The sequence below is a fragment of the Guptibacillus hwajinpoensis genome, from assembly GCF_020171785.1.
GTDB classification, from domain to species: Bacteria; Bacillota; Bacilli; order Bacillales; family Guptibacillaceae; genus Guptibacillus; species Guptibacillus sedimenti.
The window spans coordinates 274,849-296,607 of the sequence record NZ_JAIVAE010000003.1 but is presented as its reverse complement, the minus strand read 5'-3'; the positions used below and the strand labels follow the sequence as shown (position 1 = coordinate 296,607).

Genomic DNA, 21,759 nt, shown 5'->3' with positions numbered 1-21,759 from the left:
TATGAAAAGGGGAGAGGGAATGGAAGCAAAACAAACAGTGTTTGTTAATGAATTCACGAATGGAATACTAGATCCTTCGAAAGAAATGCTTGGACCGTTAAAAGACGGTGGTCATATCGTTGCGAATACAGCACCTGGATGTTGGGGACCAATGATCACCCCTTGTCTACGTGGAGGACATGAAGTGACAAAGCCTGTATTTGTAGAAGGTGCTGAAGTAGGGGACGCAATTGCAATACGCATTAAATCGGTTCAGGTTACTTCAATGGCAACGTCTTCGGGAAACGATCAACCTGTTGATGGAAGGTTTGTTGGTGATCCGTTCGTAGCGGTGAAGTGCCCTGGGTGTGGAGAATTATATCCTGATACGAAAATTGAAGGAACTGGACCAGAGGCGATTCGCTGTTCGAATTGTGGAGAAGATGTAACCCCTTTTGTTTTTACGAATGGTTATACAATGGCATTTGACTCTGATCGTACAGTTGGTGTTACGGTAGATGAAGCTGCAGCCACTCATATAGCTCAAAACGGTAAATCCTTTATGGCTACTCCTGAAAACTCTGTCCAAAATCCAATTGTTACGTTTGGACCAAGTGATCTAGTAGGAACGATGGCAAGACTACGTCCTTTTCTCGGCCAGCTTGGAACAACGCCTTCCCGCCCATTACCTGATTCACATAATGCCGGAGATTTCGGTCAATTTCTAATTGATGCACCTCATGAGTATAGTGTGACAAAAGAGGAATTGAAAGATCGGACAGACGGCCATATGGATATTAATCGTGTTAGAGAAGGAGCGGTATTAATTTGTCCTGTTAAAGTACCTGGTGGAGGTATTTATATCGGGGACATGCATGCTATGCAAGGGAATGGGGAGATCGCAGGTCATACAGCTGATGTTGCGGGTATTGTAAATCTTCAAGCGATCGTTATTAAGGACCTGACGATAGAAGGACCTATTTTACTCCCTGCAGTAGAAGATCTACCGCATTTGGCAAAGCCATTTACTACAAAAGAAAGAGAAGCAGCCAAGCGCGTGGCGAATATGTACGGTGTTTCAAAATTAGAAGAGTCATTACCGTTATCTTTTATCGGAACCGGTGCAGATCTTAATGAGGCAACAGATAATGGACTGAAGCGTGCAGCTGACACGTTAGGCATTACCGTTCCTGAGGTAATGAACCGTGCAACGATTACAGGTTCAATCGAAATCGGGAGGCACCCAGGCGTAGTGACGATTACATTTTTAGTTCCCGTCCATCTTCTAGATGAACTTAGCCTAACCGACCTTGTTCGTAATCACTATCATACAGAAAAGTAATAGAAATAACAGACAGCTGTTTTTCAAGGCTGTCTGTTCATTTCCTATGAATGAAAAATAGGTTAAATTGAGTATGCTATATGTAACGTCATTGTTTTTTATCAAGCAATAATGGGGAATTTAAGTAAAATTAGATTATTTACTTTCGTTTTAAAAATTTTCCAGTAAAAGTAAATAATACGGCTAAAGCGAGGAATTCACCATGAAAATTAACTTTTCAAAACTTCACTATCCATCTATTTTTCAAATTGATGGTCCAGACCATCAAACGATTACCCAACTTACTTTTCACTCAAAGAATGCAGAGCCGTCTTCCGTGTTTTTTGCGATAAGAGGTGAGAATCACGATGGACATTTATACATAGAAGACGCCATTCAAAATGGAGCCGTCGCTGTCATAGCTGACCGAGAGGATCTTACTCAAAGTCTTTCACACAGCTATCCAAATCGCACATTTGTTCTTGTCGATGATGTTCGAAAAGCGATGGCTTCCTTTTCAAAACAATATTACGACGCCGCAGATGAGAAGTTAAGAACGGTTGGTGTAACAGGAACAAATGGAAAAACCACAGTTGCCGCTTATGTTCGGTCTCTTTTAAGCTTACTTGGTTTACCAGCGGGTTCGATTGGCACAACAGGTATCTGGTCTTCAAAGAAGAGGATTCCTTACAAAAAAAGCACGCCTACTACACCTGAATCACTCGATCTCCATCGGATATTCAATGATTTAGTCGATGTAGAAGATAAGGCAGTCGCAATGGAAGTTTCTTCGATTGCCCTTGATCAACACCGAGTTGATGGAATAAATTTTGATGTAGCCATTCATACAAACATTTCTCCTGAGCACCTGGAATACCACCATACATTTGAACATTATAAAGTTTGTAAAATGAAACTCTTTGATCAAGCAAAAGCAGCTGTCGTGAATGTAGATGATGAAATGGGAAGCGAACTGATCCAAACCTTTAACGATCGAATCGTAAGCTATAGCTTAAACCAACATGCTGAGGCTGACCTCATCGCTACTGACATTCGCTATCAAGTAAATGGAACATCTTTTAGACTTGTTTCACATGGTGAGTCGTATGATGTGTTTGTACCGGTTTTTGCTGACTATAATGTCGCGAATGTTCTTTCGGCTGTTGGTACTGCACTCTTACTAGGTTATTCATTATCCGAAATTATAGGAGTGCTACCGCGATTAGAAAGTCCTGAAGGTCGTTTTCAAGTCATAACTGGGCCTAATCGTGAAACGATTATTCTGGATTACGCTCATACACCAGTCGCTCTTACTCGTCTCGTTGATGAAGTGAAAAAAATAGACCATCGGAAACTAATCGTGATGATTGCAGGCATTGGAATAAGAGATTTTGAAAAAATGCCAAAAATGGCTAAGGCGATCGAAGGTAGGGCAGATGAAGTGATTGTAACCGTGGACCATCCAGGCTATCATGAGCCGTCAGTCATTGTTGATAAGGTGATGTCCGGATTTTTGAATCCAAATGCTCCGAATATCTATCGTACACACACAAGACGTGAAGGTGTCTTAAAGTCACTGCAGCTTGGACGTGACCACGATATTATTCTCCTTACGAGTGGATGTATCAACGGCGCGCAAATGGTAAAAGGAAAGGAAATTCCACATTCAGATGAAGACTTAATCGAAATGCACTATCATCTTTCTTCTTAAACCTCCAGCTGGGGGTTTTTTCTTATTAAGGGTTGCTAACACGCGAAAGCTGACGTACACTTTAACTTTCAATAGATCGTGAAAGGGCGTAATGGTGTGACTTGGGAAATTCTCAATATTATCGGTACGATTGCCTTTGCAGCGAGTGGCGCACTGGTCGCACTAGAAGAAGAGTTTGATTTTCTTGGTGTAATCGTTCTTGGACTTGCAACGGCATTTGGTGGAGGAATTATCCGGAATTTATTAATAGGTGTGCCCGTATCTTCAATTTGGGATCAAGATATTCTTATTATGATTGCGATCGCTACAATTCTCGTTATCTTTGTTTTTCCAGCTAGCTGGATTAACTATTACTGGGAAAAATGGGGGAGCTTCTTTGATGCGATTGGTCTCGCAGCATTCGCAATCCAGGGTGCACTCTTTGCTGAAGAGATGGGACATCCTTTTATTGCAGCCATGGTCGCTGCTGCTATGACAGGAACAGGTGGAGGGATCATTCGTGATCTTCTAGCAAGAAGGAAACCAACGGTGTTGCAAAAAGAAGTCTATGCTGTTTGGGCGATGATGGCTGGTCTGTTAATCGGCCTTGGTTATCCGAAAGAATTACCTCCATTAATGTTACTGTTTGGAACCATAGTGTTCCTCCGCATGCTTTCTCTTCGATATGGATGGAAATTGCCGTATAGAAGCATTCATAATGAGGAATCGAAAACATAGATGGAATAAAAAATGCAGCTTAGGCTGCATTTTTTTCATTATATGATTTGGCTGAATGGCTAGAGATAATGACGATTTCTCCATCCATAAGAAATGAAGTGGAAACGAATAATGTAAAAGAAGAAAAGATCAAGCAATAGAGAGGAAAGTTTTTTCTTACCTTAAAGCGTTTGAAGAAAAAATAACTTTGAATCCAAAAAACTCGTTTGTAACAAGTGAAACTATGCTAAAATGCAAACGATGAGGAAAATGTCCCTTCAGTAAAGGTGCTGTTTTTCCTATATGGTAAAGAGCTGAGGATTTTGTAATGAAATCCATAACGATCATGAAGCAATAACACGAACGATATCGTTTTACAATTTTAGCAACGGGAGGAAAGCTACCATGAGTGATAAAAACAATCAAAATAATAATTTACCTTCAAGACTTAATATACTTCTTGTACTCACATTCTTGTTATTTATGATTCTTGTTTTTCGACTAGCGTTTATTCAATTATAAGTTAATTTGTTTCTGGATAATCACAATACTCAATAATTGTCCCTTCTGTATCAGCGGGATTTAAATAAATTAACCTTCTACCATGTTTGTTGATACGCAGTGTTTCTTCCATCACACGGATGTTTTGTTGTTCTAATTCTTTAAGGGCTTCATCAAGGTTCTCGACCCTGTATGCAATATGGTGAACGCCTTTTCCTTTTTGTTTCATAAATCGTGCGATTGGAGAAGTTGTATTGTTTGTAGGCATAAGCAATTCAATACGACTTCCATTAAGGTCAATCACTGCAATTTCGCTCTCAACTCCTGTAGCTTCACTGCTATAGCGGTCGAATAGTTCTCCTCCTAATACTTCAGTATAAAACTGAACACTTTCATCTAATCGTCTAACTGCAATTCCCATATGATCCAATGTTTTTTTCATGATGAAACTCCTTCATAATGTAATGGTGTCATTTTAGCATAGACAGCAATTTATATAGAAGAAAGTTGTTTCCAGACAAAGCGTCTTTTAACTGCTTGAGCGGCTTAATGATTGTGTGTAGAATGAAAAAGAAATGAATTTAACGAAATAGGTGTTACTGATGAATTCAATGATTATTATAGGCTCAGGTATTCTTGGTGCCTCAACTGCCTACCACTTAGCAAAAATGGGGGTAGATGTTACAATTATCGACAGAAACGAACCTGGCCAGGCTACGGAAGCCGCAGCAGGGATCGTATGTCCGTGGCTTTCTCAACGCCGAAATAAGATATGGTATCGACTCGCCAAAGGTGGAGCAAAATACTATCCAAATTTAATTGAACAATTAATGGAGGATGGAGAGACAGAAACGGGTTACAAGAAGGTAGGCGCAATTAGCCTACACACGGATGAAACGAAATTAGATAAAATGATGGATCGAGCAAAAAAACGGAGAGAAGATGCACCAGAAATAGGTGAGATTAAGAAGTTATCAGAAGAAGAAACAAAAAAAATGTTTCCTTACGTAGCAGAAGAGTATCAGTCCGTGTTTGTGAGCGGAGCCGCTCGAGTAAATGGCGCAGCGCTTCGACAGGCGCTTCTACGTGCTGCACAAATGCATGGGGCTACATTGAAATATGGTGATGCGAAACTCCAGTCAACAAATAGCGAAATCACAGGAGTAACCCTTGAAGGCGAGACCCTTGAAGCGGATAAAGTCATTGTTACCGCTGGCGCATGGGCGGAAGAACTCTTATCTCCGTTAGGACTAAAATTCAGCGTCACTTCTCAAAAAGCTCAAATTGTTCATCTTGAGGTTCCCGGTGAAACTACAAGCGAGTGGCCAGTTGTGATGCCGCCAAACGACCAGTATTTATTAAGCTTTGACGATGGGCGAGTCGTCATTGGCGCAACTCACGAAAATGAAGCTGGGATGGACAGGCGCGTAACGGCAGGCGGTCTTCAAGAAATATTTAGTAAAGCACTTGCTGTTGCTCCCGGATTAGCAAAGAGTACTTTTTTGGAAGCTAAAGTAGGTTTTCGTCCTTTCACACCAGGTTTTCTTCCAGTATTCGGATATGTACCTGAAATGAATAATTTACTAGCCGCAAATGGTCTGGGCGCCTCTGGCCTCACTGTAGGTCCATATCTTGGGCTTGAACTTGCCAGGCTTGCGATTGATAAAGAAACCGAACTTGATCCTGCAGACTACGACATTCACGCAGCGATTTCAAAACAATAATACAAAAGAAGTAGTTCAATTTGGAAGGCTGATCATAAAAGGCCTTTCGAATTGGACTTTTTTTACTGAATAGATCGTTTTCACTGTCATAAGAAAGGTAATATTATCATTCGATTAAATAGGAAAATATGGTATTGTATAAAGCGGAGTGATGTTCAGTAATCGGGCAGTTATCTGGAATAAGTCGGTTAGTTATTTAAGATGTATATCTAGGTGTTTTGGGTTAATTTGTTATGACTTTGAAGAATTGGAGGGAGTTAAACAATGAAAACAATGAAGAATTACCTTCTACCTTTTATGATGCTGGGAATCCTTCTATTAGCTGTAGGTTGCGCGAACTCCGAAGAAAGGGATAACAGTTCGAACAGTTCAGAGGGTAGCGAAAACGAAAGCGCAGAAAATTCACAAGAATCTCAAGAAAACATTCAAACTGTGTTGGAAAACATATTTACAGGTCCTAATGAGGAACAGGAAAAAATGTTAGAATCAAACGAAGATATGGCTGAAAATCTCACTGAATTCAGAGAAGAAAAATTCAAGCCTTATGTGACTGATGATTTTTATGAGAACGACATAGTAAAACTTAGTGGGGGAGTAAGGTTTTTGCTAGCAGCTCACCCTAACTATATGTTAGAGGTTGGAGAAGTTACACTTGATGAAAATGAAGATAAAGAGGGTGAATATGATTTCAAAGTGAAGGTTACTTTCACTAACCAAGAAGATGAACAAAGCGAAACAATGACTGTTGAGGGTACTGCTTCTACTAATGAAGAAGGAAAAGTGAAAGACATTCGTTATATAAACGATGAAGAATTTAGAGATGCTTTGGGAGAGTAAATATAACACCGCCTTACATTAAACGTTAGGCTGAATTATTCTACAAACTCGGAGCTTATCTTTAATAAGATAGGCTCCTATTAATGTAAAAAAATTATTGAGTTGCTCTAAATAATTTGAAATAATTGGTACTGAAGGTATGGACAGTTTAGTTGAAGAAGGGGTATATGGAGGGTGAGTGAATTGCCAACATTACATATTGACGAATTTCCAATTGAGATAAGAGATTATTTAAATAAAATTTTTTCTATAAGTTTTCCACGCCAAGGCTACACTTCTGATGTAGTTTTAATCGAAAGTGACCAAGGACTTTTTGCTCTTAAAAGGACAAAGGGTGAACAATTTTGTTCAATGTTAAAAAGAGAAGTAACTATTTTAAATTGTTTAACCAATAAGACACAATTACCGGTCCCAAAGGTAAAGAAATTCTTTGAAGAAAATAATGATACTGTATCCTGGGCTCTTATTGATTTAGTGGAAGGAGAAACTCTAAGAAAAGCTTTATTCAACGAGAATAATAAGGTTAAACGCCAAGAAATAATATTTAACTTTGGAAAAGTCTTGTCTAAAATACATTCAACCCCGTGCCCCAACGAACTTATAGATGAACAACCGTGGCTTGACAAAATGTTATTAAAAGCAGAAGATAACTTAAAAAAATACAAGGTTGACGGAACTAATGAGTTATTAGAAAGAGTGAAAGCAAATAAGCCTAAAGAATATAAACAAGCTCTAATTCACGGAGATTTTACAATTGATAATGTAATTGTATCAAATGGTGTAATTACTGGCGTTATAGATTGGAGTAGTGGAGCTTATGGAGACCCTAGATGTGATGTATCTTTAGCTATTCGTCCTAAACCAAATGCTTTTGAAAGTGAAATAGATAAACAAATCTTTTTTGAAGGTTATGGAGGTAAAATAATCGGTGATAAAGATTATGCTTATTTTGCCAATGGGTTATATGAGTTTTTTTAATTTATCACTTTTTGTTCTTCAACAAACTCGGAGCTTATCTGTAATAAGATAGGCTTCTTTTTAATTAAATGGCTATGTTAAAGTTTAATGTGATACTTCACAAAAAATAGGAACCTCCAGTGTTGTGGAAGTTCCTCTGTGGTATATTTTTCTTGTTAACTAAAGCAATAGGTTAATAAAGTTGGATATCATTTTCTCTCAATCACTGAAGACATCCTTCATTTCATTTTTTTCTTTTTTTAATCGTTGAAAATGCCTTTCTATCCGTCTTGCTATAAAAGGCAGAAATATAACTATTAACATAAGCCAAAGCATAAAAGTCCACCTTTATTTTAGAATTTCCCAGTCAAACTCCCCTAATCCTTCCGTTCGAGGAAAAAAGAAATGTTAGGTATTGAACTTACTTAATCTAAGTGTATCATAAGTTTTTGTACAAAATTCACCATCTTCCATAATCTCGGAGCTTATCTTTAAAAAGATAGGCTCCTTTTATCTGAAATTAAAGATTGAGTTGTACGCATTATTTTGAAATTATTGGCATTAAGAAGGTTTCAGGATTATGTAATTAGGGTTAGAGGTTCTTATTATCAATGCAATTAGAGACATCTTTAAAAAAAGGCATAAATAGAAACTGGAAAGATAAAAGATTAATCAATAATTTCAATTATGTTATACATGGACGAGAGAGGTTTATTAGTAAATGATAGGGTTAAACCTATATCTGAATTATATTATAAGTCATTGACAGCGATTACATTATTGTTTATTATGGAAAATACAGGTTAATAGACTGCGGGAGACATTGAGAATCGCACTTTTTATTTTTCTTTAGGGAAAAGGAGAAGTGTGTGTTTTTTTTTTTTTTTTTTTTTGTAAAATATTTTTCCGATATATTAATCCTCGCGCTTAATTCAATAGTAAGAAAGGAAGGGGTCAAATGTTTGGTTTTTTTAAGCCGGCACCACATCAAGAAAGATTGCCGGAAGAAAAGGTGGATTCTGAATATAAAAAGTTAAGGCTTCAAGTTTTTTTAGGAATTTTTATTGGGTATGCGGGTTATTATTTGATTCGTAAAAACTTTTCGATTGCCATCCCTTATTTGACGGAAGAAGGGTTCACTAAGGGAGAGTTAGGACTAGCTTTGTCTGCCATTTCAATTGCATATGGAATAAGTAAATTTGTGATGGGGACTGTTTCTGATCGAAGTAATGCTAGGTACTTTCTAGCGACAGGGTTGATACTTTCAGCAATTATAAACCTAATGTTAGGTATGGTACCGTTCTTCACATCCACAATCGCTATTATGTTTGTAATGTTATTTCTGAATGGCTGGGTACAAGGGATGGGCTGGCCACCTTCTGGTAGAACGCTTGTACACTGGTATAGTGTGAGTGAAAGAGGGACAAAAACTTCAATTTGGAATGTAGCACATAACGTTGGTGGTGGCTTAATGGCACCATTAGCTGTAGCTGGTGCGTCCATCACGGCTACTTATTTTGGGGCACGCTTCGCTGGATATGAAGGGATTTTTATTTTACCAGCACTAGTGGCTGTCCTGGTTGCGATCCTTGCTTTTGTTCTAATGCGAGATACGCCGCAATCTGTAGGATTACCTCCAATTGAAGAGTATAAAAATGATTACCAAAATAAAGAAAAGACGATGTATGAAACGGAATTTACGACGAAGGAAATCCTCTTTAAATACGTACTTAATAATAAATGGGTATGGATCATCGCGATTGCTAATGTTTTCGTTTATTTTGTCCGCTATGGTGTGTTAGATTGGGCACCTACGTATTTAAGTGAGGAAAAAGCATTTAATATGGAAGAGTCAAGCTTTGCCTACTTTCTATATGAATGGGCAGGTATTCCAGGGACACTCTTATGTGGGTATATCTCAGATAAGCTATTTAAAGGGCGTCGGGGACCTGCTGGATTTGTCTTTATGTTAGGTGTTCTTGTGGCCGTAGTAGTGTACTGGTTAAATCCTGCTGGAAATCCAATGATTGATAATCTTGCACTTATTGCTATTGGTTTCTTGATCTATGGTCCGGTTATGTTGATAGGCTTACAAGCGTTAGACTTTGTTCCGAAAAAAGCTGCGGGTACAGCAGCAGGACTGACAGGGTTATTCGGTTATCTTGGAGGAGCTGTTATGGCAAACGCATTAATGGGTTACGTAGTTCAGATTTCAGGTTGGGATGCTGGGTTTATGCTCTTAACGGGTTCATGTGTGATCGCTACGATTTTGTTTGCAGTTACATGGAATGTCCGTGGACAGGAAGTTGTAAAGCATTAAAGTGAATTTATGAAAGCCCTATGGCGTTGACTTTTCGAATAAAGTCTTACTATAGGGCTTTTTTTTGAAAATAGTAAATGATATGGGCTCAATTTCTTTTCAAATAGTTTGGGTTCTAAATTTAATACGCTCTTTACAGCATCAAAGGGCACGTATTAAGTAAAGCATAAGTAATATCGAATAATTGCTGCAATTTCTAGTGCTCCTTATTTATTGTCAGCAAGTGGTGTGCTAGAGGAGAAACGTTATACTACAGGATTAACAACTGAGCAAAGGGCATTTCTTGGATACATTGAACGATGAGAACTATGAATGCTCACCAGTTGTTGTGGATGATTACTTTATACAGCGAAAGGATCAGCATTTATAGAGTTTGCATATAGAGTTGGAGGTTTGCTAAATCTTAAATATGAAAAAGATTGGTTCTTTTCAAACAGCTAAAGTATTTTTTATGTCAACATCACAAGCTTAACTAGAATGTAAGTTCAACAATCTCGGAGCTTATCTGTAATAAGATAGGAGCCTTTTAACTGGAATTAAGGATTGAGTTACGCAGTATGATTTGAAATAATTGGTATTAGAAATTTGAGCCGGATAATTGAATAATTTCCCTGTAATATTCATTAAGGAGGTATGTAATTGACACGCGTTTTTCTGTTAATATTTTCAATAGTGTTGTTATCTTCGTGTATAACGAACGGTTTAGTTGATCAAGGAGGAAATAAAAGTAGTATTACTGAATCTCCAAATGCTGTAGGAAAGAATGGTCCTAAGTTTGAAAACTACGATGGGACACCATTAAAAATTGCAGTTGTAGGTGACGAACCAAAAATAAAGGAAAATGAACTTATCACGTTCACACAAATGAATTTTGGTGATCTGCAAGATATTGATTCAAATGATTACGATGCGGTATTTATAATGAAGGAATTCCTAGAGAAAGCCTCTGAAAGTAAATACGCTGAGTTATACAAAACTACGAATTTGCCTTTCTTTTTTATACAATCAGAAAAATTAACCTATGCTTTTACAAATGCTGACTCATCATACGAAAAAGCTCACAGCCTTAGCAATTCAGAGTATGCTGTGGGATATTACTCCAAACAAGATGGTCATTTAGGTTGGAAATATGGTCTATATAATGACAAAGAATCTCAAGAAAATATCCTAGATGTTTTCAGTAGGGTATTTAAGACCATCGAAGAATTTAACTATCAATAGTACATAGTGAGTAGAAATAGCCTTTCCTCTGTTAAATCGGAGCGATTACTCGCTCTAATTACATAATCATATAGTAAAGTAAAAATTAATTTAAAAATGACGGTGCAGGTATACTAGTTATTCCAATAAAAACGCTAAGATGAAGGTGGTGTAACTCACAATGGACGATATTGTAATGTGTCCTGAATGTGGTAATCAGTTGAAGCAAGGATATATATTCTCTCCTCGAAGAATTTGCTGGTCAGACTCGCCTAATTCCATCTTTGCGGATTTTGGAAGTGAAACATTAATAGGTGATGCATGGTTAAAAGTCAAAAAAGTTCCAGCGTTAAGGTGTGAAGAGTGTAGTGTAGTTATTTTTAAACATAGGGAAAACAAAGATATAAAATAGAAGTAATGTAATTTTGAACTTAACTTATTTAGCAACCGGGGGCAAATCAAGAATGTTGAATAAAGTCCATTGTTTCGTTATTTCGGAGCAATTGTTTAATAGAGCATTAGTCCTTTACTACATAAATACAAGAATATCATGGTATTTAGATATCTAACTAACGGAGCAGAATAGTGGAAGCAATTTATTGGCGTTACGGGGAGGAAAAAATGGTTGTACGGCGAAAAAAATCGCTTATCACTTTAGCGATCTTAATATTACTTGTATCTTATTACTTTTCGCAGCTTAATTGGATTTCGATATCAAAAGAATTTGTTTCTTTGGAAGATTTGCCAGAAGAATTTGATGGTTTTAAAATTGTGCAATTAGCAGATTTGCACAACAAAGAATTTGGAGAAGGAAACAAGAGACTGGTTGATAAAATTAATGGACTAGAGCCAGATATTATTGTTATAACTGGTGATATGTTAAATAACTCCCAAGAAATACCGAATAACGGAGAAGTTCTGGTAGAGTTACTTGAAATTCTAAGCAATGATTATCCGATATATTATGTTACTGGTGAACACGAAGAAGGTATGTATTACGAAGATAGAAATAAGTATCAAAACAAAGGTACTAAAGAAGAATATGAAGAAAGATTAAGGGAACTGGGGGTTACCGTTTTAAATGATGAAAAAGCAACAATTACAGAACAAGATTCAAAAATTAACTTGTATGGGTTGAAAGAACATTTGTCAGGAGAAATGCGTATCGAACATCGCTTAGGGAAAACGAGTGACGACAAAGTGGATATTTTACTTTCGCATAGACCTTTTTATTTTGATGAATACGTTGATTGGGGAGCTGATTTAGTCTTTTCTGGGGATACTCACGGAGGGATGATGCATCTACCATTTATTGGAGGGGTTGTATCAACGGAAGAACTGTTTCCAGAATACGATGGTGGTTTGTATCATAAAGAAAGCTCCTTAATGGTTGTAAGTAGAGGGTTGGGTAACAATCCAGTTCCTCTAAGAGTGAACAATCGACCAGAATTAGTTGAAGTCGTATTAAAAAGTAAATAAGTAGTTACTTCTAATTAAAGTAATGGGGCTAAAGTAAAAGACTATCCAAGATATATCTCGAACTCGAGTATTAAACAAACTCGGAGCGAATCTTGAACAATGGTTGGTTCCCTCTTCAAAATTTATAGATAAAAAACATTGTAATAACGGAACAGTTTTGTGTTATAGGAGGGAGGTAACAAATGAATAGGAAGATGAACACTATTCAAAGTATTATAGGTGCAATAATTTGTTTTATTTTATTTGCTGTAAGTATGGTGTATGTGGAGAAAAACGCTTTCCTTACCCTGTTCGGAATTGCAGGTCTTAGTGGAATGAGTTACTTTGTATTCCATATAGTGACGAGAGCATTAGAGAATCAAAAATAGTAATATGTGTTTTTTACTAACGAGTATTAAAGTAAAGAAGAGTAAGAGATATCTCGAATCCGATTCTTACATAATCTTGGAGCTTATCTGTAATAAGATAGACTACATTTTATGTGAAATAAAAGATTGAGTTACACCTACAATTTTGAAATAATTGGTACTAAGGAATTGGAAATGGAGATGGAAAATGAATGGATACATCAAGGGTAATGGAGATTGATAAGGTTGAATAATAAATTAATTATTGAAGAGTTTTCGGAAGCTTATCAAAAACAGGTATCTGAACTTATTTTACATATACAACAGAAGGAATATAGTATCGCAATTACTAAGGAAGACCAACCTGATTTGCTCAAAATTCCAGAGTTTTATCAGATAGGGAAGGGTAACTTTTGGTTAGCCAAATTAGATAATGAAGTAATTGGAACAATAAGTTTGTTAGACATAGGACACAACCAAGTTGCTCTAAGGAAGATGTTTGTAAACAAAAGTTATAGAGGCTCTACATATCAAGTTGCAAAATCACTATTAAACAAAGCAGTCGATTGGGCACAGGACCACGAAATTCAAACGATATACTTGGGGACTACTCCGCAATTTCTCGCCGCACATCGGTTTTATCAAAAGAATGGATTTATAGCAGTGGGTAGAAGGGAATTACCTAGTAATTTTCCAATCGTAAAGGTAGATAAGGTGTTTTATAAGTTGAAAATAGAGGGTTCTAAAAGCTTACATTATTCCTGAAATTATTGTCACTAGAGATATTATTCAAGTATCTCGGAGCGTTAATCTAAAAAGGATGACGATCCTTTTTGTTTAAGTTAATAACAGGGCAGGATTGTGGAAGACTCACTTTCGAGATAGCCAAGAAAAAAGCATTCTATTATTGAATGCATTCTACCTCTTAAAGTTTGCTGAGGTACTAGGGTTTATTCATACTTGGTCTTTTAGTAAATGAAATAAATAATATATTTCTTTACTCATCACATGGCTATGACAAAGTGTCTTCTGAACCGGATTTCCAGCTGAGGCTAATTTTTATCAGTTGTTATCATCTGATGTATGTAGAGGGTTTATTGTTAGATAAGTTAAACTTTGTGGATTCGAAGGTAAACTTAAATAAATCTTCAAGTATTGGGGATAAATTCTAGGGAAAATGCAAGTTTACCCTCGCCTTATCTGAAAGCCCTTTCTTTAAAAGTAGAAACGACTATATAATAAGATATATTTAGGTTTAGGGGGGGACAACTATGAAGAAATGGCTCCTTTTGTCGATTGGAAGTTTGCTCCTTTTGGCATCTTGCAACAGCGATGAAATTTCTATAGATAAATCGAAACAGGAGAAAGTAGTTCTGGAGTTTTTTTCACCGAAAGTGGAAACGGAAAAGATTTTCAACCAATTGATTCTGGAATTTGAAGAAAAAAATCCAAGGATTGATGTGAGGCAAGTGGTCGTACCTGGTGGTATAACAGTTTTAAAAACAAGGATTGCTAGGGGAGAAGCACCTGATTTATTCATTACGTATCCGATTGAACAGGATTATATTACACGAGCTCGAAAAGGATATATCTTGGATCTTACTGAGGAACCTTTTTTATCCAGAATTGAACCTACAATACAAGAAAGGTATTTGGTAGATGGGCGGATGTACGGAGCTGCTCTAACTCAGAATGCAGTAGGGGTACTTTATAATAAGGATCATTTTTCTGAAGCAGGTGTAGCAATTCCTAACACTTGGAGTGAGTGGATAGAAGTCATGGAACAATTGAAACTGGAAGGGTATACGCCTTTACTAATGCCTAACAAAGATTTGGAACAAACGAGTGTATTTACACTGAATCTTGTGGCAGATCAATTTCCGAAAGCTTACTGGAGCAATACTCCAAAATCTATTGTAGAAGATGGGCGCTGGAGGGATATTTCGAAAAAGATTCTATCCGTACTCCCTTACACACAAGCAAGTTCTTTTGAGGATGACTATTTTAAAACCAATGAACAGTTCGCAAAGGGAGATGGGACAATGCTGGTCATGGGAACATGGGCACTGCCCATGATTGAGATGATTAACCCAGAATTGAATTATGGAATCTTCCCTTTTCCATCGGATAATTCTGCAGATCATAACGTTCTAGGAGGTGTAGATATTGGAATTTCTATTTCCTCCGATACCGATCACCCAGAGGAAGCGAAAGCTTTCCTATCTTTTTTGACAGAGAATCAGCAAGCTTCAAAGCTATCGAGTTATGAAGGATCGATCAGCACCATAAAAGGTGTCAGGGTAGATCGGAAAGAGGTAGAAGTCCTTCATAATAAAATTCTATCAGGTCAAACTGTCAATTGGCCGAATCATTATTGGAATGGAGGAACGGAAGCGGAAGAAGACTATCGCAAACATACGCTTCAGTTTCTTATCCATAAAGATATCGATACCTATTTATTGGATTTAGAACAGATGTTTCAAAATTATGAATTGAACTGACGGTGAATGCCATGAGTTTCCGTAGAAAAATGTTAATAGCCTTTTTAGTATTCGTACTGGTTCCGCTACTTGTCTTGGGAATCGTCTCTTATCAAATCTCTTCTGCGACATTAAAAAATAACATCAGCGAGCAGACGATTCAGACATTAAAGGCTATCGATAGAAATCTGATGAACGCTGTTTCTCAAGTCAATGTTTTTTCAGATTATGTGATGGTTACAGGAGAGATTCAGAACTATCTTGAGACCAACAATACGTTTTCTGTGATTGATCTTTATAATAACCAGCAATCGATTGGTGGGCTGATGTATGGGAATGCGCAAATTGATGATTTTATCCTTTATAGTAAAGACGGCCAGCAGCTCCACTTGAGGAACTCATCTGTTCCGGAGTTTGAAAGCTTTGTAAATAGCCCTTTTTATGGCGGGATTATCGAACAAAAAGGCAGGCCGGTGTGGCTGTCTCCGACAGATAATCAGGAATGGACAAGCGATGAAAGGCCTGTTCTCACCCAGGGACGTGTGATTAAAGATATTCAAACATTGGAAGACCTTGGCTACTTAGTGATGAACTTGAACATTCGATTATTTGACGATATTTTTGCCCAAGTGAGCATGATACCCTCCGAAGAATTTCTCGTTGATCAAACCGGCAAGATCATTTACTCTGCAGACCACAAAAGGATTGGCAGTGACCTAGGGATTGATTTTCCTTCTTTTGAAGTTGGGGAAGGAGGCTACATTTTAACAGACTGGGAAGAACATAAAAGTTTAGTTACGTACATTCCTTCCCAATTTAAAACGATGAACGCAGATAAGCTAATTCTAGTATCGGTCAAGCCTTGGGACGTATTAGCAAGTGAAATCTTTCATATTCGTAACACAACCATCCTCCTTTCTGTAGTGGCTATTCTAATTGCTCTTTCATTTAACCTTCTTTATTTACGTCGAGTATCGAAGTTCATTCAGGAATCGTTAACAAGCATGAAAAAGATTGAACAAGGTTCTTTGTATGTGCAGATGAAATCATTCAAATTAAAAGAACTGAAGGATATTTCAACCGGTTTTAATAATATGGTGGCGAGAATGCGCGGTCTTATCGAAGATGTTAAACAGGAGCAAATATACAAAAGGGAAGCTCAGTTCCAAGTTCTTCAGGAGCAGATCAACCCTCACTTTCTCTATAACACATTAGAATCTATTAACGCTCTTGCTGCAATGAATGGACAAAAAGAAATCAGTAAAATTACCATTAACCTAGGAAAACTACTTCGCATTAGCATTAATGGCGATTATGAAGTCATGGTACAAGAGGAAGTCAGGCATGTGGTCAGCTACCTTGAAATCCAGAAAATCCGATATGACCATGCCTTCCAATTTCAGGTGTTTATAGCAGAAGACTTAAAAAAAGCCTATGTGTTGAAGCTTATCTTGCAGCCCTTAGTTGAAAACAGCATCTTACATGCATTTGAATCCGGAAAAACAGGGATAATTACGATCAAAGGGGAAATACATGAAGGGAAGGGAGTCATCGAAGTTCGCGATAACGGGAAAGGGATTCCAGTAGATATTCTAGAAAGTCTTAATGGAGCTAGTAAAGAAAAGCTTGGGCATGGAATGATGAATGTTCACAAGCGTTTACAGCTCTATTACGGGAAGGCCTATGGGTTAACGGTCTGTTCTGATTCTATCCATGGCACTATCATTAAAATGAAATTTCCTTTAAAGGGTGAAAAGGATGAAATATAAAGTAGTCATTGCAGATGATGAACCTCTAATTTTGAAAAATCTACAGGGTATTATTGATTGGAAATCCTTAGATTGTGAAATCGTCGCCGCAGTGAAAAATGGGCGTGAGCTGTTAGAAAAGCTTCAGAGATATTCAGTAGATTTATTACTAACGGATATATCCATGCCTGAAATGTCTGGTGTCGAAGTATTGAAAGAAATATATAATTGGCCATCACCCCCGCTATCGATTTTACTGAGTGGGTATGACGAATTCTCCTATGCTCGCGAAGGATTAAAGTATAATGCATTAGATTACTTTTTAAAGCCGATCGATTATGACGAGCTAGAGAATTGTATCAATAAAGCTCTTTTAACCATTAAAGAAAGAAAAGAACACTTCTATGAACAAAAGAAACAATGGGTATATGACCAAGTCACTTCGGGTTTGGAAGTCCCCATGAGGGAAACTAGGCATTCTTATGCAGCAATCATGATTTTGCACCCTGATAGTAGTGAAGGATATGATTTGGGTTCTCTCCGAACTTATCTGAGTGGCTGGGAATGGGAGCATTTCCTTTACCCTTGGGGAGAGAAAAATTTCTTGGCAGTTTTACAATTTGATGAAGAAGAAGACGCTGAAAGAAAAGTAACAGAATTCGCTGAAAATGGAGTGGAAGTAGTGGAAGATAGTGTTTGGGCTATCGGAAGTGTTGTGAAAGGGATGAATAGCTGTAAGAAATCCGCTGATGAGGCAAAGGACTTGTTGGCTCTTGCTTCTTTTACAGATGAAAAGGTCATTACAAAAGAGTTAGTTGAGCGCATTTATACACCAAAAGCTAGTGTATCAGAGTCTGTGAATCAAGCAATCACCTATATTAAAAACCATTTCCATGAAGATTTGAGTATCGAGCAAGTAGCAGAACATGTAGGGATCAGTGTTAGCTATTTCAGTCAGCTTTTCAAACAAAAGGAAGGCATAACGTTTCTTGAATATATAAGAAAGGAAAGAGTAAAGCATGCTTGTACTTTTTTGAGAAATTCAAATCTAGAGACTTACCGGATTGCCGAAAAAGTCGGATACACAGATCAGCGATATTTCAGTCAAGTCTTCAAAAAGACGATGAGCATGACTCCAAGCCAGTACCGTAAACAAAACCAAAAGAATTAAAACAGCTGCCTACTAAGAGGCAGCTGTTTTTTGTAGAAATTTAAACATAGATCATAGAAACGCCTTCTTATTAAAGCGATTTCATTGTTATACGATAGATTCATGGAAGCGCTTTAACTATCAAGAGGAGGGGTTCATGGATGAAAAAACTTTGCATTGGAATCATATTTCTATTGTTTACGGGAGTACTTTTCGGGTGCAACTCGAGTGAAGAAGCATCTGGAGATGATGGAGGAGAAGTCAAGCTTTCCCTATGGTATCCGGAAGGTGAGACAAGTAAAGCTTATAAGGAAATTATCAAGGAGTTCAACAATGAATACGAAGGCGAAATAGAGGCAGAAATCACTTTTATACCAAGGGGAAACAAATACGCTTATGAAGATAAAGTATCAGCAGGGGCTACAAGTAACACGCTGCCTGACCTGCTTGCGCTTGACGGGCCGAGTGTTGCTAACTACGCCCATTCAGGAATCATCCAGCCGATCGATGGGATAGTGGAGAATCAAGACGATTTTGTAGAATCAATCATTCAGCAGGGGACATACCAAGATCAGCTGTATACGGTTGGACCAACCGAATCCACGGTCGCTCTATTCTACAATAAGGATAAGTTGAAGGAAGCAGGGATTGAGCCCCCAAAAGCTGGTGAGGAAGCCTGGACGTGGGACGAGTTCTACCAAGCAGCGAAACAGCTAACAAATAAAGAAGAAAACACCTATGGTGTCAATTGGACACTTGATTATGGAGAGTGGATCATCTACTTCACGGGACCAATGGTATGGAGCAATGGTGGAAGTTTCATTTCTGAAGATGGTACCACCACGGATGGTTACGTCAACGGGCCAGAAACAGTGGAGGCATTGAAATATTTGAAAAAGTTCACGGAAGAAGGGCTTGTGAATTTGCAACCGACTCCGACGGAATTCGAAGACGGAAAAGCAGCTATGATGCTTATGGGCTCTTGGGAGTGGTCCAAGCTTCAAAACTATCCAGACACAGAGTGGGGCATCACCTACTATCCGAAGAGTCCTGAAGGAAAACAAGTATCTCCTTCAGGAGACTGGAACTGGGGAATTTCTACGAGTACCCAGCATAAGGAAGAAGCAGCAACATTGTTGAATTATATGATGAACAAAAAAAATATCGTGAAGATTTCGAATGTAGAAAACAAACCTGCGGCACGACATTCCTCTTTTGAAATGATGGATAAATGGAAGGAAGAGCCTCTCGATGTATTGAAAGACCAGGTATTGAATAGTGCCCACCCGCGTCCAACGACACCTTCTTACCCTGTACTTACTACAAAGTATGGACAAGCGGTGCAGAACATCTTCCTTGGAGGAGACGTCCAAGAGGAATTGGACAAAGTAGCAGAAGAAGTGGACAAGGATTTGGAGAGGAAAGTCCAATAGAAGAATGGTTGATCGTAGAATAGTAGAGGAACACCCCCTACTATTCTCGTCTCCATTTATACTAATACATGCTTAGGCGGTGACTCATGTGGAATGGTTGTTGAGTAAAATTCAAGGTGAGAAATCTCACCGGTTTTTGTTAACATATGAACAGCAGAAAAAGTGGCTGGGGTTCTTGTTCTCCGTTCCAGCTCTAGTTTTACTTTTTACTTTTTTAATTTTACCTGTCGGTTTAGCCTTTGTTTACAGCTTTATGGAGTACAACATGTTGAATCCACAAGGGAAGACGTTTACAGGGTTTAATAACTATGCCCGTTTATTTAATGACGCGATCTTCTTTACTGCACTGAAGAATACCTTGTACTTCACTGTTTTAGTTGTACCGCTACAGTGTGCGGTTGCCCTTGGATTAGCAATTCTAGTGAATAAAAAAGTAAAAACAGCCGTCATCGGTCGTGTCTTTTTCTTTAGCCCGGTGGTCACATCGATGGTCGTTGTAGCGATTTTGTGGACGTTTCTATATAATGTCGACAGCGGTCTAATCAATAGTGCGCTGAACTTTTTCGGTATACCTGATCAGCCTTTCTTGCTGAGTGAAGGGCAAGCGATGAATTCGATCATCTTTATGTCTGTCTGGCAGGGTGCTGGCTTTCAGATGATGATTTTTTTGGCCGGCTTAAAAGAGGTGCCCGAGACGTTGTATGAAGCTGCTGATATTGACGGCGCAAACGTATGGCAGAAATTCTTAAATGTCACGCTTCCTTCCTTAAAAAATGTAACAGGTTTTGTATTAATGATCACGACTATTCAAGCCTTCCGTTTATTTGTCCAGCCTTATATCATGACAAATGGAGGCCCGAGTGATTCAACCAAAACTCTTGTCTTTATGCTCTATGAAAATGGCTTTCAGTTCAGGGATGTTGGCTATTCCTCCGCGATTGCTGTCGTATTCTTCCTTGTTGTACTGAGTATCTCGTTAATCTTAAAGAAAGTATTGAACCAATAGGAGGGAAGAAGAATGAGTGTATCTTGGAAAAAACGTGTAAACAAAATAGGGATTTCAATTGTTATTGTCCTGCTTGGACTCTTATTCATATCGCCTCTTCTCTGGATGGTTGTTGCATCTATCAAACCGGAAACGCTAATCTTTAAAGATATGGGGCTCCAGTCTTTTTTGCCAAAACAAGCGACTTTTGATAACTATTTAGCCATCTTATTTACAGACAGCGTGAACTTCTTAAAGTATCTTTGGAACAGTCTTTTTTCGGTCGGCATGATCGTCTTACTAGGCACAATCGTCAATTCCCTTTGTGCTTATGCGCTTGTCAAGCTTAAATTTCCAGGAAGTGGGTTCATTTTAGTGGTCATTATCGCTCTTTACGTCGTTCCCTTTGAAAGTGTTTTGATACCTCTCTATGTTGTAGTTAATAGTTTTGGCTGGATCAACGAATTCCCATCATTAATCGTTCCGTTTATTGCGGAAGCATTCAGCATTTTCTTGTTTATCCAATTCTTTAAAGGCATTCCGAATGAACTTGAAGAAGCAGCCCAGATTGATGGGGCAAATCCACTACAAGTTTTTTTGAGAATCGTTGTTCCGAACTCAAAGCCTGTCTTTGCGACAGCTGCAATTTTATCTTTTGTCACGCACTGGAGTGACTTTATGTGGCCTTTAATTGTTGCAACTGATGATTCAATTCGAACAGTCCAAGTAGGAATCCAGTATTTGTTTACAGATAACAATATCGAGTACGGCCAAATCATGGCAGCTTTGACCTTGACGACTATCCCTGTTGTACTAATTTTTATCTTCTTCCAACGTTATTATGTGCAGGGGGTTACGTCTAGTGGGGTGAAAGGATAAGAAAAGGAGGAA

At 38.0% G+C, this 21,759-nt stretch carries 19 protein-coding genes; 18 read left to right on the top strand and 1 reads right to left on the bottom strand.

The window, feature by feature from the left end:
• Positions 1-19: 19 nt before the first annotated feature.
• The 3 genes from LCL91_RS05435 (at position 20) to LCL91_RS05425 (ending at position 3,728) form a co-directional block, all read left to right on the top strand.
• A complete protein-coding gene (locus tag LCL91_RS05435; RefSeq protein WP_224880675.1) occupies positions 20-1,321 on the top strand; it encodes an acetamidase/formamidase family protein in 1,302 nt (433 codons plus the stop codon).
• A 202-nt stretch (positions 1,322-1,523) separates the two neighbouring features.
• Positions 1,524-3,011, top strand: coding sequence for a UDP-N-acetylmuramoyl-L-alanyl-D-glutamate--2,6-diaminopimelate ligase (locus tag LCL91_RS05430; RefSeq protein ID WP_224880673.1), 1,488 nt, complete (start codon positions 1,524-1,526; stop codon positions 3,009-3,011).
• Positions 3,012-3,107: 96 nt separating this feature from the next.
• On the top strand, positions 3,108-3,728 hold the full coding sequence (locus LCL91_RS05425) for a trimeric intracellular cation channel family protein (protein ID WP_224880671.1): 621 nt from the start codon (positions 3,108-3,110) through the stop codon (positions 3,726-3,728).
• Positions 3,729-4,230: 502 nt separating this feature from the next.
• Here the strand turns inward: LCL91_RS05425 and LCL91_RS05420 are convergent.
• Complete coding sequence (locus LCL91_RS05420; protein ID WP_224880669.1) at positions 4,231-4,650, bottom strand: VOC family protein; 420 nt, start codon at positions 4,648-4,650, stop codon at positions 4,231-4,233.
• A gap of 160 nt (positions 4,651-4,810) precedes the next feature.
• On the opposite strand from LCL91_RS05420, the gene LCL91_RS05415 reads away from it, so the two are divergent.
• From LCL91_RS05415 to LCL91_RS05345, 15 genes are all read left to right on the top strand, one after another.
• Positions 4,811-5,932: an NAD(P)/FAD-dependent oxidoreductase gene (locus LCL91_RS05415; protein ID WP_224880667.1), complete on the top strand. Its 1,122-nt coding sequence runs from the start codon at positions 4,811-4,813 to the stop codon at positions 5,930-5,932.
• A 264-nt stretch (positions 5,933-6,196) separates the two neighbouring features.
• Positions 6,197-6,769: a hypothetical protein gene (locus tag LCL91_RS05410; protein WP_224880665.1), complete on the top strand. Its 573-nt coding sequence runs from the start codon at positions 6,197-6,199 to the stop codon at positions 6,767-6,769.
• 174 nt (positions 6,770-6,943) lie between these two features.
• Positions 6,944-7,747, top strand: coding sequence for a phosphotransferase family protein (locus LCL91_RS05405; protein WP_224880663.1), 804 nt, complete (start codon positions 6,944-6,946; stop codon positions 7,745-7,747).
• Positions 7,748-8,684: 937 nt separating this feature from the next.
• Positions 8,685-10,046 carry a glycerol-3-phosphate transporter gene (glpT, locus tag LCL91_RS05400; protein WP_224880661.1) on the top strand — a complete coding sequence of 454 codons (1,362 nt, stop codon included), beginning with the start codon at positions 8,685-8,687 and terminating at the stop codon, positions 10,044-10,046.
• 639 nt (positions 10,047-10,685) lie between these two features.
• Positions 10,686-11,267, top strand: a complete 582-nt coding sequence (locus LCL91_RS05395) for a hypothetical protein (RefSeq protein ID WP_224880659.1) — start codon at positions 10,686-10,688, stop codon at positions 11,265-11,267.
• Positions 11,268-11,427: 160 nt separating this feature from the next.
• A complete protein-coding gene (locus LCL91_RS05390; protein ID WP_224880657.1) occupies positions 11,428-11,658 on the top strand; it encodes a PF20097 family protein in 231 nt (76 codons plus the stop codon).
• A 173-nt stretch (positions 11,659-11,831) separates the two neighbouring features.
• Complete coding sequence (locus LCL91_RS05385) at positions 11,832-12,725, top strand: metallophosphoesterase (RefSeq protein ID WP_224880655.1); 894 nt, start codon at positions 11,832-11,834, stop codon at positions 12,723-12,725.
• Positions 12,726-12,907: 182 nt separating this feature from the next.
• A complete protein-coding gene (locus tag LCL91_RS05380; RefSeq protein WP_224880653.1) occupies positions 12,908-13,093 on the top strand; it encodes a hypothetical protein in 186 nt (61 codons plus the stop codon).
• A gap of 225 nt (positions 13,094-13,318) precedes the next feature.
• On the top strand, positions 13,319-13,837 hold the full coding sequence (locus LCL91_RS05375; protein WP_224880651.1) for a GNAT family N-acetyltransferase: 519 nt from the start codon (positions 13,319-13,321) through the stop codon (positions 13,835-13,837).
• A 506-nt stretch (positions 13,838-14,343) separates the two neighbouring features.
• On the top strand, positions 14,344-15,573 hold the full coding sequence (locus tag LCL91_RS05370; RefSeq protein WP_224880649.1) for an ABC transporter substrate-binding protein: 1,230 nt from the start codon (positions 14,344-14,346) through the stop codon (positions 15,571-15,573).
• An 11-nt stretch (positions 15,574-15,584) separates the two neighbouring features.
• A complete protein-coding gene (locus tag LCL91_RS05365) occupies positions 15,585-17,321 on the top strand; it encodes a cache domain-containing sensor histidine kinase (protein WP_224880647.1) in 1,737 nt (578 codons plus the stop codon).
• Entirely contained in the window at positions 17,311-18,471 is a 1,161-nt protein-coding gene (locus LCL91_RS05360) for a response regulator transcription factor (RefSeq protein WP_224880645.1), read from the top strand. The genes LCL91_RS05365 and LCL91_RS05360 overlap by 11 nt, the downstream gene beginning before the upstream one ends.
• Positions 18,472-18,611: 140 nt before the next feature.
• Complete coding sequence (locus tag LCL91_RS05355) at positions 18,612-19,883, top strand: ABC transporter substrate-binding protein (RefSeq protein WP_224880643.1); 1,272 nt, start codon at positions 18,612-18,614, stop codon at positions 19,881-19,883.
• A gap of 100 nt (positions 19,884-19,983) precedes the next feature.
• The gene (locus LCL91_RS05350) at positions 19,984-20,889 is read left to right on the top strand and encodes a carbohydrate ABC transporter permease (protein WP_224880641.1); all 906 of its coding nucleotides are present in this window, start codon (positions 19,984-19,986) and stop codon (positions 20,887-20,889) included.
• A 12-nt stretch (positions 20,890-20,901) separates the two neighbouring features.
• On the top strand, positions 20,902-21,747 hold the full coding sequence (locus LCL91_RS05345; protein WP_224880640.1) for a carbohydrate ABC transporter permease: 846 nt from the start codon (positions 20,902-20,904) through the stop codon (positions 21,745-21,747).
• Positions 21,748-21,759: the final 12 nt, after the last annotated feature.